Annotated in this window: 14 protein-coding genes; 11 read left to right on the plus strand and 3 right to left on the minus strand. The window is 75.3% G+C overall.

Annotation, left to right across the window (positions count from 1 at the left end; all coding sequences use genetic code 11):
* The first annotated feature begins 142 nt into the window (after positions 1 to 142).
* Together ABD994_RS12045 and ABD994_RS12050 are read left to right on the plus strand one after the other, a co-directional pair.
* Complete coding sequence (locus ABD994_RS12045) at positions 143 to 2,596, plus strand: molybdopterin-containing oxidoreductase family protein (RefSeq protein ID WP_345414498.1); 2,454 nt, start codon at positions 143 to 145, stop codon at positions 2,594 to 2,596.
* Between the two features lie 195 nt (positions 2,597 to 2,791).
* Complete coding sequence (locus ABD994_RS12050) at positions 2,792 to 3,028, plus strand: protein-tyrosine phosphatase family protein (RefSeq protein ID WP_345414500.1); 237 nt, start codon at positions 2,792 to 2,794, stop codon at positions 3,026 to 3,028.
* 9 nt (positions 3,029 to 3,037) lie between these two features.
* Here the strand turns inward: ABD994_RS12050 and ABD994_RS12055 are convergent, their stop codons facing one another.
* Positions 3,038 to 4,063, minus strand: a complete 1,026-nt coding sequence (locus tag ABD994_RS12055; RefSeq protein ID WP_345414502.1) for a 6-phosphofructokinase — start codon at positions 4,061 to 4,063, stop codon at positions 3,038 to 3,040.
* A gap of 334 nt (positions 4,064 to 4,397) precedes the next feature.
* Between ABD994_RS12055 and ABD994_RS12060 the strand changes: the two genes are divergently transcribed.
* From ABD994_RS12060 to ABD994_RS12075, 4 genes are all read left to right on the plus strand, one after another.
* Positions 4,398 to 4,886 carry a hypothetical protein gene (locus tag ABD994_RS12060; RefSeq protein ID WP_345414504.1) on the plus strand — a complete coding sequence of 163 codons (489 nt, stop codon included), beginning with the start codon at positions 4,398 to 4,400 and terminating at the stop codon, positions 4,884 to 4,886.
* Positions 4,883 to 5,053 (plus strand): hypothetical protein, encoded by a 171-nt coding sequence (locus ABD994_RS12065; protein WP_345414506.1) that lies wholly within the window; start codon positions 4,883 to 4,885, stop codon positions 5,051 to 5,053. The genes ABD994_RS12060 and ABD994_RS12065 overlap by 4 nt, the downstream gene beginning before the upstream one ends.
* A 303-nt stretch (positions 5,054 to 5,356) precedes the next feature.
* Positions 5,357 to 6,010, plus strand: a complete 654-nt coding sequence (locus tag ABD994_RS12070; RefSeq protein ID WP_345414508.1) for an RNA polymerase sigma factor — start codon at positions 5,357 to 5,359, stop codon at positions 6,008 to 6,010.
* On the plus strand, positions 6,007 to 6,897 hold the full coding sequence (locus ABD994_RS12075; RefSeq protein WP_345414510.1) for a hypothetical protein: 891 nt from the start codon (positions 6,007 to 6,009) through the stop codon (positions 6,895 to 6,897). Before ABD994_RS12070 ends, ABD994_RS12075 begins: the two co-directional genes overlap by 4 nt.
* Before the next feature lie 17 nt (positions 6,898 to 6,914).
* Here ABD994_RS12075 and ABD994_RS12080 read toward each other — a convergent pair whose 3' ends face one another.
* Together ABD994_RS12080 and ABD994_RS12085 are read right to left on the minus strand one after the other, a co-directional pair.
* Positions 6,915 to 8,324 carry a cytochrome P450 gene (locus tag ABD994_RS12080; RefSeq protein WP_345414512.1) on the minus strand — a complete coding sequence of 470 codons (1,410 nt, stop codon included), beginning with the start codon at positions 8,322 to 8,324 and terminating at the stop codon, positions 6,915 to 6,917.
* Positions 8,321 to 8,962, minus strand: coding sequence for a TetR/AcrR family transcriptional regulator (locus tag ABD994_RS12085; protein WP_345414515.1), 642 nt, complete (start codon positions 8,960 to 8,962; stop codon positions 8,321 to 8,323). Before ABD994_RS12085 ends, ABD994_RS12080 begins: the two co-directional genes overlap by 4 nt.
* Before the next feature lie 153 nt (positions 8,963 to 9,115).
* Between ABD994_RS12085 and ABD994_RS12090 the strand changes: the two genes are divergently transcribed.
* From ABD994_RS12090 to ABD994_RS12110, 5 genes are all read left to right on the plus strand, one after another.
* On the plus strand, positions 9,116 to 9,952 hold the full coding sequence (locus tag ABD994_RS12090) for a class I SAM-dependent methyltransferase (protein ID WP_345414517.1): 837 nt from the start codon (positions 9,116 to 9,118) through the stop codon (positions 9,950 to 9,952).
* Positions 9,949 to 10,944: a phytanoyl-CoA dioxygenase family protein gene (locus ABD994_RS12095; protein ID WP_345414519.1), complete on the plus strand. Its 996-nt coding sequence runs from the start codon at positions 9,949 to 9,951 to the stop codon at positions 10,942 to 10,944. Before ABD994_RS12090 ends, ABD994_RS12095 begins: the two co-directional genes overlap by 4 nt.
* A gap of 133 nt (positions 10,945 to 11,077) precedes the next feature.
* On the plus strand, positions 11,078 to 12,076 hold the full coding sequence (locus ABD994_RS12100) for an AraC-like ligand-binding domain-containing protein (protein ID WP_345414522.1): 999 nt from the start codon (positions 11,078 to 11,080) through the stop codon (positions 12,074 to 12,076).
* A 75-nt stretch (positions 12,077 to 12,151) separates the two neighbouring features.
* Entirely contained in the window at positions 12,152 to 12,865 is a 714-nt protein-coding gene (locus ABD994_RS12105; RefSeq protein ID WP_345414524.1) for an SDR family NAD(P)-dependent oxidoreductase, read from the plus strand.
* A gap of 11 nt (positions 12,866 to 12,876) precedes the next feature.
* The gene (locus ABD994_RS12110; RefSeq protein WP_345414526.1) at positions 12,877 to 14,124 is read left to right on the plus strand and encodes an acyl-CoA dehydrogenase family protein; all 1,248 of its coding nucleotides are present in this window, start codon (positions 12,877 to 12,879) and stop codon (positions 14,122 to 14,124) included.
* Positions 14,125 to 14,152 lie beyond the last annotated feature (28 nt).

The raw sequence follows: 14,152 nt of genomic DNA on the forward strand, positions 1-14,152 counted from the left end.
CGGCTCTGGCGGCGCCATCACCGCACGAACACATTCAGCAATAACCGACTCGGCCATCCGAGCTAAGTCACGGCGTGACGATGGCCCGTCCGACACAGAAGACCCACACTGTGGCTCCCCTCCGTCACGAGAACGGGGCGCCATGGACCGCAACGCGACGACCAGGACCATCGCGACGTTCTGCCCGCTGTGCGTGTCCAAGTGCGGCGCGAGGGCCACGATCCGGGACGGGGAGTTCGTCGAGCTGGCACCCGATCCCGGCCACCCGACGGGCCAGGCGCTGTGCGTCAAGGGCAAGGTCGCCCCCGAGATCACCCGCCACACCGAGCGCCTGCTGCACCCACTGCGGCGGACCGCGCCGAAGGGCGCCACCGACCCTGGCTGGGAACGCATCAGCTGGGACGAGGCCCTCGACACGGTGGCGGCGCGGCTGACGGCGTTGGCGCAGGAGCACGGCCCGGAGTCGGTCGTCTTCGCGAGCGCGTCCCCGTCGACCTCGGCGATGTCCGACTCGGTCGACTGGGTGAGTCGTCTGCGGCGTGGCTTCGGCAGTCCGAACATGTGCATGTCGATGGAGCTCTGCGGCTGGGGGCGGGCGCTGGCCTCGACGTACACGTTCGGCGAGCCGGTGCCGGGCGGCTACATGCCCGACCTCGACCGGGCCGGCGTCATCCTGTTCTGGGGGTACAACCCCTCGATCGCCCGCCTCGCGCACGCGACCGGCACGGTCGCCGCGCTCCGGCGCGGCGCCCGGCTGGTCGTGGTCGACCCGCGCCGCGCCGGGTTGGCGACCAGGGCCGACCACTGGTTGCGCGTCCGGCCGGGGACCGACGCGGCGCTGGCCCTCTCCCTCACGCACGTCATGATCGAGAACGGCTGGTACGACGAGGCCTTCGTCCGGCGCTGGACCAACGCGCCGTTGCTCGTCCGCGACGACGACGGGCGGCTCCTGCGCGGTGACGACATCGCCGCCGGCGGCGACCCGGCCCACCACGTCGCCTGGGACGAGGTCGCCGGCACCCCCGTGGCGCACGACCCGGCGACGGGCCGGTACGCGGTGGGCGAGGAGCGCCTGGCCCTGTCCGGCACCCACCGGGTCGCGACGCCGCGCGGCCCGATCACCTGTCGACCTGCGTTCGCACTGGTCGCCGAGCGGTGCAGCGCGATGGCACCGGAGATCGCCGAGGGCATCACGACGGTCCCGGCCGCGGCGATCGAGGATGCCGCCCGCACCCTGTGGGAGTCCCGCCCGCTCGCCTTCTACACCTGGTCGGGCCTCGAGCAGCACAGCGGCACCACCCAGATCATCCGCGCGGTCAGCCAGCTCTACGCCCTCGTCGGCAGCCTCGACGTCCCCGGAGGCAACGTCGCGTTCCCGAAGGTGCCGACCAACCCGATCGACGGCGCCGATGTCTTCCCCCGCTCCCACCGTGCGCCGGCCCTCGGGGTGGAGGAACGCCCGCTCGGCCCCGCCCGGTTCGAGTTCGTGACCGGCGAGGACTTCTACACCGCCGCCCTGGAGGGGCGCCCGTACCGGGCCCGGGGACTGGTCGACTTCGGCGCCAACCTCGTCATGGCGCACGGCGACAGCTCTCGCGGACGCGACGCCATCGCCGCCCTCGACTTCGCCGTCCACGCGGACCTCTTCATGAACCCGACCGCCGAGCTCGCCGACATCGTGCTGCCGGTGGCCGGAGCCTTCGAGGCGACGGCACTGCGGGTCGGGTTCGAGGTCAGCGAGGAGGCGCAGTCTCTCGTGCAGCTGCGCGAACCGCTCGCACCTCCGCGCGGGGAGGCACGATCCGACCTGCGGATCGTTTTCGACCTCGCGCTCCGGCTCGGGCTGGGCGAGCACTTCTTCGACGGGGACCTCGACGCGGCGTTCCGCCACCAGCTCGCCCCGAGCGGTGTCACCCTGGAGCAGCTCCGCGCGGCGCCCGGGGGTGTCCGCGTGCCCCTCACGACGCGTCACCGCAAGTACGCCCAGGTGAGCGGCGGTGTGGCGCGCGGCTTCCCCACCCCGACGCGCACGATCGAGCTCTACTCGGAGCGCTTCCTCGCGGCGGGCTACCCACCCGTGGCGACGTTCGAGGAGCCAGGCCTGAGCCCGGCCTCGCGCCCCGACCTGGCCGACCGCTTCCCGCTGGTGCTCAGCTGCGCGAAGTCGCTGTGGTTCTGCGAGACGCAGCACCGAAACGTCGCCAGCCTGCGCCGAGGCGCTCCGGACCCGCAGGTCGAGCTGCACCCCGAGACCGCGGTGGCGCGCGGCGTCAGCTCCGGCGACTGGGTGTGGATCGACACCCCGCACGGTGCGGTCCGCGCCCGCGCCCGGTTCAACCGGTCGCTCGATCCCGGTGTCGTCGTCGGGCAGCACGGATGGTGGCAGGCGTGCGCCGAGCTCGGGCTCCCCGGCCACCCACCGTTCGGGCCCGAGAGCGCCAACCTCAACCTGGTGCTCCGCCAGGAACCCAGCGATCCCGTCAGCGGGACCTCGCCGCTGCGCGCATCGGTCTGCGACATCGTGCCGGTCGGCGACCGTCCGGCAGGAATGGGGCACAGTGGGTCCCGTGGCGGCCTCCGCGAAACCCTCCGGTGACTGGCGTGCGACCTTCGTTCTCCCCGGGGGCACGGTGGTGCGGGGGCGAGGCGTCCAGTACCGGTTGCCGTCCGGGGACGAGCCGGAGTTCGGCCTCTACCTCGGCGTCGACTACCACCCACCTGGTCGCACCGACGGCTCGAGTGGCCGGACTTCGGGCTCCCGGCGGACCCGCGCGACGCCGCGCAGGCCATCGTGGCCCTGCACCGGCGGGCCCGGGCCGGCGAGCGGGTCGAGGCCGCCTGTCGCGCGGGCAAGGGGCGCACCGGCACGGTCATCGCGTGCCTGGCCATCCTGGACGGGTTGCCCGCGGACCACGCGGTGAGCTGGACCCGCCACCACTTCCAGCACCGCGCCGTGCAGACCCCGTGGCAGCGCCGCTGGGTGCGCCGCTTCCCCGACCTCGTCGCCACGCTGCGGGCCGCCCGCTGAGGCGGGCCCTCAGCCGAAGAACACCGCGGCCTCGGCGTACAGCGCCGGGTCGACGAGCTTGAGCTGCTGCGTCGCCTCGCCCAGCGGGACCGTCACGATGTCCGTGCCCCGCAGCGCCGTCATCCGGCCCCACTCCCCCGCCGCGACGGCGTCGATCGCGTGCAGCCCGAAGCGCGTGGCGAGCCAGCGGTCGCGGGCCGTGGGGGTGCCGCCGCGCTGGACGTGGCCGAGCACCGTCGTCCGTGCCTCCTTGCCCGTGCGCGCCTCGATCTCGCGGCCCAGCCACTCACCGACACCGCCGAGCCGGACGTGGCCGAAGGCGTCCTTCTCGCCGGTGACCAGCACCTCCTCGCCGTCCTTGGGCATGGCGCCCTCGGAGACGACGATGATCGGCGCGTAGTCGAGCCGGAAGCGGTTCTGCACCCACTCGCAGACCTGGTCGATGTCGAACCGCACCTCGGGGATGAGGATCGCGTTGGCGCCGCCGGCCATGCCCGAGTGCAGCGCGATCCAACCCGCGTGGCGGCCCATGACCTCGACGATCAGCGTGCGGTGGTGCGACTCGGCCGTGGTGTGCAGGCGGTCGATGGCCTCGGTCGCGATGTTCACCGCGGTGTCGAAGCCGAAGGTGTAGTCGGTGCCGGAGAGGTCGTTGTCGATCGTCTTGGGCACCCCGACGACGTTGACGCCCGCGGCGTGCAGCTCCGTCGCGACGCCGAGGGTGTCCTCGCCGCCGATCGCCACCAGCGCGTTCACCCCCAGGTCCTGGAGGTTCTTCTTGATGCGGCCGACGCCGTCGTCGATCGCGAACGGGTTGGTCCGCGACGAGCCGAGGATCGTGCCGCCGCGCGGGAGCAGCCCCCGCACGGCCGGGATGTCCAGCGGCCGGGCGATCGCCTCCAGGGGCCCGCGCCAGCCGTCGCGGAACCCGAGGAACTCGTAGCCGTACTCGGGGATGCCGCGCCGCACGATGGCCCGGATGACGGCGTTGAGACCGGGGCAGTCGCCGCCGCCGGTGAGGATGCCCACGCGCATGCGGGGAGGTTCCCACGTCGACCTCCGCGGGCGTCCGGGCACTCCGGCCCCCACCCGGGTCAACCGGCCCGGCGGGAACTACTTCCCCGACGGCGGGGTCCCGCCAACGGGTCGGGCCCCTAGCGTTCTCGTCGGCCGTCCGACCGGCCACCGCAGAGCACAGCACGACGCGGCCGGGGTCGGATCGGGCGCCACGAGGAGTCGACGAGGGGCGTCCCCACCGCGGTGGGGACGCCCCTCGTTGCGTCCCGGCCCTCGCCGCGCGGGGGTGTAACACTCGTGACGGGGTCCGTCGCTGTGCTCGCGTGACCCCACGACGACCGAGCCCGGGCCGATGACCCGGGCGCTGCCCGGCCCCCGGCCCCGCGAGCGCGAGGCCGCCCGCCGGGCGCCCTCGTCGGCCGGGTCGGGGCCCGGCGCCGGGACGCGGCGCGACGTCGCCGCGTTCCTCGAGCGCTACGCCGACGCGCTGCTGCGGGGCGACCTGGAGGCCATCGCGGCGTGCCACGTCACCCCGGTGCTGTTCGTGACCGAGTGGGACTCGACGGTCCTCGCCACGTCCCGCCAGGTCGTCGAGGGCTTCCGCGGCGTCGTCGAGGAGCACCGGCGGCGGGGGTACGTGGCCCTGTCCCACCGGGTCGAGACGGTGTCGACGGCGGCGTCGCGGCTCGTCGAGGTCGCGGTGCGGTGGACCTTCCACGACGCCGACGGGCGCGCCGTGCTGCACGACCGGTACCGCTACCTGCTGCGCCGCGTGGACGACCGCGGCCTGCTGATCAATGCGGTCGTGGTGCTCGGCGGGTCGACGGCGGCGATCAGGTGACCAGCGAGACGCCGATCTACGACGCCACCTGCCGCGACGTCGGCGCACCCGCCGACGAGGCCTCCGGTCCGCCGGTGCTGCCCGACGACCCGTCCGACGATGCCGTGACCTCCGAGCTGTTCCTGCCCGGCGTCGCCGACCCGCCGCCGAGGACCGGGGATCGCTGATCCCGGGGCCCGGTCGGCCGCCGGGGTGTAACGGCGCGCACCGCGGTGTCGCTGGCCCTGTGTGGAGTCACGCGCGACCCGTCGGGGGGCGTGTGGACGGGTCGGCCGGAGGGGGTGTGCCGTGGTGGAGGTGCGGCGCATCCCCGGCCCCGGGGCGCTGCTGCCCGGGCAGGGGCAGCGGCCCCCGGGACGACGTCCCCGGGCGGGTGTCGGGGACCATCCCGGCCCGCCGCGGGGCGCCCGGCCCGCCCGGCGCCGACGACGTGGGGGACGGCGCCGGGCGGGCTCGACGGGGCGCGCGTCGTGACCGGTCCGGTGCCCACCCCGTCGGCCGGCCCGACCCGCGACGACACCCGCCGCGCCGCGCCGCGCCCTGACGTGGATCCCGCCGAGGACCTCGAGGACGCCCTCGGCCGGGCGATGCGGGGTGACGCCACGGGGTTCGTGACGCTCTACCGCGAGCTCCAGCCGCGGTTGTTCCGCTACGCGCGGGCGCTCGTCGGGCAGGACGCCGACGACGTCACCGGCGAGGCGTGGCTGCAGATCGCCCGCGACCTGCCGTCGTTCTTCGGTGACCTCGACGGGTTCCGCGGGTGGGCGACGAGCATCGTCCGGCACCGGGCGCTGGACCTCGTGAAGGCCCGCACACGCCGACGGGCCGAGCCCCTCGGCCTGCACGGGATCCCCGAGCTCGCCGACCTCACGGCCGCGGGTGACACCGCCGAGGCGGCGATCGCGGCCCTCTCCACCGCCCAGGCCGTCGAGATCATCGGGTCCCTGCCGCAGGACCAGGCCGAGGCCGTGCTGCTGCGCGCCGTGGTCGGGCTGAGCGCCGAGGCCGCCGGCGCCGTCCTCGGCAAGCGGGCCGGCGCCGTGCGCGTGGCGGCCCACCGGGGGCTGAAGACCCTGGCCCGCCGGATCGGACGGGCGTCCGGCGACGCGGAGGAGCAGTCGTGAGCGGGCGGCCGACGCGTGAGGAGTCGGAGGCGCTCCTCGACGGGGAGGGCAGCGGCCCGCTGCACGAGTTGCTCGCGGCGGCGTCCGGACCCGCGCACCGCGAGGAGCTCGCCGGCGAGGCCGCCGCGGTCAGCGCGTTCGTCACCGCCCAGCGCGTCGGGACCGTTCCCGTGACGGCGGCGGCACCCCCCTCGCGGGCGGCCCGGTGGCGCACGCCGACCGGGCTGGCCGCCGCCCTCGCCCTCGCCCTGGGCACCGCGGGCGTGGCGGCCGGGGCGGCGGCCCTGGTGCTGCACGACCAACCGCCCGCCGTGTCGGTCCCGGCGACGATCCCCGCCGCGAGGCCGGACGGGAGCGGACGCGGGAGCCCGCTGTCCGACGCGGACCGGGTGGCCGCCTGCGGGGCCTGGTCGACCGCCGGCCAGACCCGCGGCGGCGACCCCGCGTTCGCCGACCTGATCAGCGCCGCCGGCGGGGCGCCGAACGTCGACGGGTACTGCGCCGCGATCCCGTCGGGGTCGCCGTCGCCGTCGGGACCACTCCCGGAGCCGGCGCCGGGCGCGGCGCAGCCGGGGCCGGACGCCACCCGCACCGGGACCGCGACCGGCGCCTCGTCCCGGGCCCCCGCCGACGCCGGCCGGGGCGGGGGGAACGGCAACGGCGGGAACGGCAACGGCGGGAACGGCAACGGCGGGAACAACGGCGGGGGCGGGGGCGGGAACGGGAGCCCCGGCGGGGGGAACAGCGGCAACGGCTCCCCGGGCCGCGCCGTCGGCCCGCCGGACACCCCGCCCGGCCAGGCGGGCCGCGACGGGGGCGGCGCGAACGGGCGGGCCGTCGGGCCGCCCGACGTCCCGCCCGGGCAGTCCCGGCGGGGCGGCGGCTAGCACCGGGCGCGCCGGGCTCAGAGCCTCTCGAGGCGCAGCGGCAGGTGGTCGGCGGGCGTCGGGCCCGTGGTGAGGCCGACGGGCATGACGTAGTCGTCGGGTACCGACCAGCGGAAACGCCGCAGCATGGCGTGCATGATCGCCTTGACCTCCATGCCGCCGAAGTGCAGGCCGATGCACTTGTGGACCCCGCCGCCGAACGGCATCCAGGCGAAGCGGTGCGACTTGTCCTCGGCGCGCTCGGGGGCGAAGCGGTCGGGGTCGAACTCGTCGGGGCGGTCCCACCACGGCTCCATGCGCTGGGTGGCGTGGATGCCGAGCGAGAGCAGCGTGCCGGCGGGGACGTGGAAACCCTGGATCTCGGCGTCCCGCACCGTGATGCGGGCGAGCTGGCCGACCGGGGCGTACATCCGCAGCGTCTCGCGCATCGCGAGGTCGAGCGAGACCAGGGAGTCGAGCTCGGCGCCCGTGAGCTCGTCGCGGCCGAGGGCGAGCGACTCCTCGCGCAGCTTCTCCTGCCACTCCGGGTTCTTCGCCAGCAGGTAGCACATCATCGACAGCGTGATCGTCGACGTGTCGTGCGCGGCCATCAGCAGGAAGATCATGTGGTTGACGACGTCCTCGTCGGAGAACGTCTCGCCCTCGTCGCTGCGGGCCCGGCAGAGCACGCTGAACATGTCGCGACCCTCGCCCGCGCGCTTGGCCGGGATCTGCGCGGTGAAGTAGTCCTCGAGGACCTTGCGGCCGTCGAGGCCCCGCTTCCACGAGCCGCCCGGCACCGGCGCGCGGACCACGGCCACGCCGGCGTGCACGGTGGCGACGAAGGCACGGTTGACGCGGTCGGCGCGCGGGCCGAGCTCGTCACCGACAAACACCTCGGTGCCGATGTCGAGGGTCATCTGCTTGATGCGGTCGTAGACGCGGACGCCGTCGCCGGTGGTCCAGGCGTCGAGGCTGCGCCGGATCCGGGGGTTCATGACCTCGAGGTACTCGGCGAGCCGGTCGCGGGTGAACGCCTCCTGCAGGATGCGCCGGTGGGTGCGGTGCTCGTCGAAGTCGAGCAGCATCACGCCGCGGCGGAAGAACGGCCCGATGAAGAAGCCCCAGCCGTCGGCGTTGCCGAAGTACTTGTCCTTGTTGACCACCACCTGGCCCAGTGCGTCGGGGCCGAGCACCGCGACCATGGGCCGGCCGAAGGCCCCGGTCCACGAGACGGCCCCGTACTTGTCGTAGCGCTGGCGGGCGAAGCCGAGCATGTCGGCGGCGAACTCCAGCGACCGCCCGACGAGGGGTGCGCCGAAGTCGCCGGGGACCGCCTCCAGACCGCTGCCCGGCGGCGGCGGCGCGAGCGGCCCTGGGGTGGACGGCACCCGGCCCACGGCGTGCGCCAGGTACTGCTGGACGTGGTGCTGCAGCAGGGACGTCATCGATCCTCCCGGGGACGGGCCGCTTCCGCGCGGTGCTGGTCGGCCGCGGCCACCACGAGGCGGGCGCAGCGGGTCAGGAGCGCCTCGACGTCCGCGTCGAGGCGGCCGTCCAGCCACGCCCCGACGGCGTCCATGACCCCGCCGGTGAGCACGACCGTGCTCAACCGGAGGTCCCCGCGGCGCAGGTCGGGGTGGGCGTCGGTGATCAGCCGGTCCAGCAGGGCGGCGAAGGCCGCCACCGTGTCCTGGCGGCGTCCGGCCAGCTCGGGGTGGCCGATCGCCTCGCGGTAGAGGCGAGCCACCCGGTGGTCCTCGCCGAGCAGCGTCGTCGTCGCCCCGATCGCGGCGTGCACACGGTCCTCGAGCCGCGCCGGCGGCACCGCGTCGGCCGCCCGGACGGCGAGGTCGAGCGCGTCGGCGGCGACGCGGTCGAACAGCGCTTCGAGGAGGTCCTCGCGGCGGGCGAACGACTCGTAGAAGTAGCGCTCGGTCAGGCCGGCGGCGCGGCACACCGCGGTCATCGTGAAGTCCCGGACGCCCCGCTCGCCGACCACGTCGAGGGCCGCGGCGAGCAGGCGCGCACGCCGCTGCGACACGCGCTCCGCCGCCGTCGCGCCCTGGAAGGCCCGGGTGACCACGACGTCATCCTGACAGGGCTTCCTGTCAGGAAGGAAGACCCCGCTCGGCTCCGGTCGCGGACCACGACGGTGCGTGCTTCGCTCGGATCGCCCGCGAGCGAGCCGGCTCACCCCGATGCCGGCCCTGCGGTTGTCCACGGAGGTCGGACGACCATGCCCCAGCACGGCACGACGGAAGAGCGGAGCCTCGCCCACTGGGCCGAGGAGGGCCGGGCGGGCATGGAGGCGTTCTACGCCCTCGCGCTCGAGGACTACCGGCAGATGGTCGCGGCGCGGGACTGGGCGGCGGATCTCCGTGGGCACGCCCGCGGCGGCCGCGTCCGCGTGCTCGACGTCGCCTGCGGGAGCGGCAAGTTCCCCGCCGAACTGGTGCGCCGCGGCCTCGCCGAGGCCGTCGACGGGCTGCGCGTGGAGGTCGACCTGCTCGACCCCTCGCGGTTCTCGATCGACGAGGCCGGCTCGGTGCTGCGCCCGCCGTTCGTCGTGGGCGGGACGCACGAGGTCCGCATCCAGGACCTGCCCGGGGACGTCGGCGGGTTCGACGCCGCCTGGGCGACCCACGCGCTGTACGCCGTGCCGCCCGCCGAGATCGGCGCGGCGATGGCCCGGATGCACGCGGCGCTGCGGCCCGGCGGCTTCGGCGCGGTCGTCCACGCCACCACCGGGTCGCACTACTTGCGCTTCGCCGAGGCGTTCCGGGCCACCTTCGCCCCGGACGCGGTCCCGTTCACGTCGGCCGCGCAGGTCACCGACGCGCTGGTCGCCGCGGGCGCCGTCCCGTCCACCACCACGATCCGCTACCGGGTCGGGCACCCGGACCGGGAGGTGGTCGAGGGCTTCCTGCAACGGTGCGTCTTCGACGACTCGGTGCCGCTCGACCGCATGGAGTCCGAGGGCGCCGTCGGCGAGTACCTCGCCGGGTGCCGGGCCGACGGGCGCTACGGGTTCGACCAGGAGGTCGACGTGATCGTCTGGGAGGTGGCGGCGTGAGCACGAACCCGCACCTCAGTGACCAGACGGCGGCCGGCGCCCGGCACGACGTCGCCCGGGCGTGGGACCGGGACAACGAGGACTGGTGGGACTGGTACATGTCCCTGGCCGACAACAGCGGGACGGCGGGCACGGACGGCGTGAACCTCGTCGAGGTCGCCGCGCCCGATCCCGGTCCCCTGCCCGACGACGCGGCGGTCGTCGCCGAGCTGGCCGCGCCCTACGACGTCCCGGCCGGCGCGGTCGAGGCGTTCGCCACCGACGGCTTCGTCGTCCTCCCCCGCGTCGTGTCGCCGGGCGTGGCCGAGGTCCTGCGCCGTCGCCTGACCGACCTGCTGGCCGACGCGAGCGGCTCCTCGCTGCGGGCCCGCGAGATGATGTGGCTCGAGGACCCGCTGGTGCGCGCCGCCGTGCTCTCCCCGCGGGTCGCCGGCATCTGCGCGGCGCTGCTCGGGGTCGACGCGCTGCGGCTCTACCACGACAGCGCCCTGTGCAAGGAGCCCGGCGCGGGCCGCACCCCCTGGCACTACGACGCGCACCACTTCCCGCTCGACTCCCACGACGTCATCTCGACCTGGATGCCGCTGCAGCCCGTGCCGGCGGCGATGGGACCGCTGTCGTTCGCCCGGGGCATGGACACCTGGCAGCTCCTGGCCGACCTGCCGTTCGACAAGGTCGGGACGTCCTACGACCAGCGGGTCGCGCAGGCCCTGCGCGGGGCCGGGGTGCCGCTCTACGACGAGCCCTTCGCCGTCGGCGACGTCAGCTTCCACCACACGCTCTGCTGCCACACGGCCGGCGCCAACCGCACCACCCAGCCCCGGATGGTGCTGGGCGCGACCTACTACGCCGACGGCGCCCGGCTGGTCGAGCACCCGACGATGGTCAGCGGCGACTGGCAGGTGTTCGTCCCCGACACCGCTCCGGGCGAGCCCGCGGCCAGCCCCAACAACCCCCTGGTCACCGGGGACCCGGGGGCCACGAGTTCCTGAGCGGCGGGCGCCGTCGGGTGCACGATCTGGCGGCTGCCGGTGCGCTCGGTGGCGGCCGCGGGCGGGTGGGCGCTCCTACAGTCGTGCCACCGGCCCGGTCGTGCGGCCGGCCGGTCGGCCGAGGAGGTGGCGCGTGAGCTCAGGGACCGTGGCGGGCTCCGCGCCCGCCCGCCTGGTCGCCGTGGCGGAGGCCGACGACGGCGACCGGTTCGCCGCGCACCTCGCTCGCTCGCTCGCTCCGCTGCGGGTGCGGCCCCTCGCCGACGGGACCTTCCACAGCTCGGTGCGCAGCGCGGCGGCGGGCGAGGTCGGGGTCAGCGTGGTCAGCGGCAGCCCGTGCGTCCTGACCCGGAGCCCCGGGCTCATCGAGCCCGACGACCCCGACCTCCTCACCGTCGCCCTGCTCCGCACGGGACGGGCCGGCGTCACCCAGGACGGTCGGCACGGCCTGCTCGGCCCGGGCGACCTGGTCAACTACGTCACCTCGCGGCCCTACGAGGTCACGTTCTGGGAGCCCTACGAGGCGGTCGTCGTCACCGTCCCGGTCGCGGCGCTGGGCTCGCACGCCGACGCGCTCGCCGGGCGGACGGCGGTCGCCGTCGGGACCGACCACGGCCCCCGTGACGTGGTGGGCGCGCTGTTCGAGGGGCTCGCGGCGAAGGTCGACGCCTGCACCCTGGGCGCCGCGAGCCGGAGCAAGGAGTACCTCGCCGACGCGATCGTCTCGCTCGTCATCGCCGAGCTGGTGGACATCGCGCCCCAGGGCGCGGGCGACGACCTCGCCGACCGGGTGCTCGCCCACTGCCTGGCGTCCCTGTCCGACCCGGGGCTCACCGTCGAGTCGGTCGCGCGGGCCCACGGGGTGTCCGTGCGGTACCTGCACAAGGTGCTCGCGCCCACCGGCAGCACCCTGTCGGCCTGGATCCGGCGGCAACGCCTGGAGCGGGTCTGCCGCGACCTCGTCGACGAGTCGCTGCACGGCCGCACCGCCGCGGCGATCGCCGCCCGGTGGGGCATCACCGACACCGAGCACCTGAGCCGGGCTCTCAAGGCCGAGTTCGGCATGACGGCCGGCGAGATCCGCCGGTCCGGCCGGTGGGACCGCGGCGGCCCGCGCCCGCTGCGCGCCTGAGACACCCCATCCCGAGCACACCCCCGGGCCGCCCGCCGGCGGCCCGGTCGATCCCGCACGTCCCGAGGAGGAACCATGAACGCGACCGACCAGAAGGTCGTCATCGTCACCGGCGCGTCACGCGGCATCGGCGCCGGCGTCGTCGAGGGCTACCGCAAGCTCGGCTGTGCGGTCGTCGCCACCTCGCGCAGCATCGCGCCGTCGGACGACCCGCAGGTGCACGCCGTGCCGGGCGACCTCACCGACCCCCGGACCGCCGAGCGCGTCGTCGACGCGGCGCTGGAGCGGTTCGGGCACGTCGACACGCTGGTCAACAACGCGGGCACGTTCCTCGCCAAGCCCTTCACCGCCTCCACCGACGAGGACTTCGCGGCGATGGTCGGCCTCAACCTCGCGGGCTTCTTCGGCATCACCCGGCGCGCGGTCGCGGCGATGCTCGAGCGGGGGCGCGGCCACGTGGTCACCCTGACCACCTCCCTGGTCGACCACCCCATGAGCGCCGTTCCCTCGGTGCTCGCGTCCCTCACCAAGGGCGGGCTCGACGCGGCGACCCGGTCACTGGCCATCGAGTGCGCGGGCTCCGGCGTGCGCGTCAACGCCGTGTCGCCGGGGATCATCAAGACCCCGATGCACCCCGTCGAGGCCTACGACGCCTACGCCGGTCTCCACCCCGTGGGCCGCATGGGCGAGATCGACGAGATCGTGCACGCCGTCCTCTACCTCGAGTCCGCCACCTTCGTGACCGGGGAGACCCTGCACGTCGACGGCGGACAGAGCGCGGGCCACTGAGGACCACCGCCGTGACCGCCACCGCCCTCCCCCACGACCAGGCGACCCTCCGTGCCCGGGCCCGCGAGTTCGCCGGCGACGTCCTCGCCCACGTCCGCGAGGTCACCGACCCCCTGCCCACCGCGACCGAGCGCTACCGGGCCACCCGCCCCTTCTACCGCCAGATGGTGGAGGCGGGCTTCCTGCGCCGTCTCGTCCCCCAGGCGCTCGGCGGCGACGGGACGGGCGCGGCCGCGACCGCGGCGATGGCCGAGGAGCTCGTCGCCGGCGACCCGAGCGTCGCCCTGCACCTGTTCTCGACCGGCCTCGGCCTGACCCCCCTGCTGCGCGCCGGGTCACCGGACCAGCACGCCCGGTACCTGCCCCCGTTCCTGGCCACGTCCGGGACCCCCGTCGCCTCCCTCGCGCTGTCCGAGCCGGGCGGCACCGCCAACCTCGACCAGGCCGATCCCGGCACCGGGCTCGACGTCGGGCTGCGGACGACGGCCCGGTACGCCGACGGGTGGTGGACGATCCGCGGCGAGAAGCAGTGGGTGTCCCACGCGACGGGCTGGGACGGCACCGGGCCCGACCTCATGAGCGTCGTCTGCCGCGCCGGCGACGACCCCGATCCGCGCCGCTCGACCGCGGTGCTCCTCGTCCCGGGGCCGATCGCGGGCCTGGAGATCACCGAGCTCCTCGACCCGCTCGGCCACCGCGCGCACCTGCTGCCCCGCTTCACCCTGACCGACGTCCGCGTGCCGGACGCCGACGTGGTCGGCGAGGTCGGCGACGGGCTGGGGATCGTCGCGGCGTCGTTCGGCGGCGCCCTCATCGGCGCGTGCGCCGCGGGCGTGATGCGCGCGGCGTTCGACGTCGCCCTCGGGTTCGCGCGCACCGACCGTCGCGGCGGACTCGTCCCGGTGGTCGAGCACCAGGGCGTGGGGTTCGCGCTCGCCGACGTCAAGACCCGGATCGAGGCCGTCCGCGGCCTCACCCGGGCGGCCTGCGCCGCGGTGGACAGCGGCTCGCCGGCCGCCGAGGAGCTGTCGGTCCACACCAAGATCTTCGGCTCCGAGGCGGCCGTCCAGACGCTGGTGGAGCTCATGCGGGTCATCGGCGTGGACTCCTACGGCCACCACCTGCCCCTCGCCGGGCTCCTCCAGGACGCCCTCGCCTACCCGCTGTTCAGCGGCGGCAACAACGGGTTCCGCCGCCGGCGGCTGCACGCCCTGCTCGCCGACCCCACCTACGACCCCTGGACCACCGTCGACGGCTGACGCCGTCCCCCATCGACCGAAGGGACCA

Source organism: Actinomycetospora chlora (assembly GCF_039542135.1).
GTDB lineage: Bacteria > Actinomycetota > Actinomycetes > Mycobacteriales > Pseudonocardiaceae > Actinomycetospora > Actinomycetospora chlora.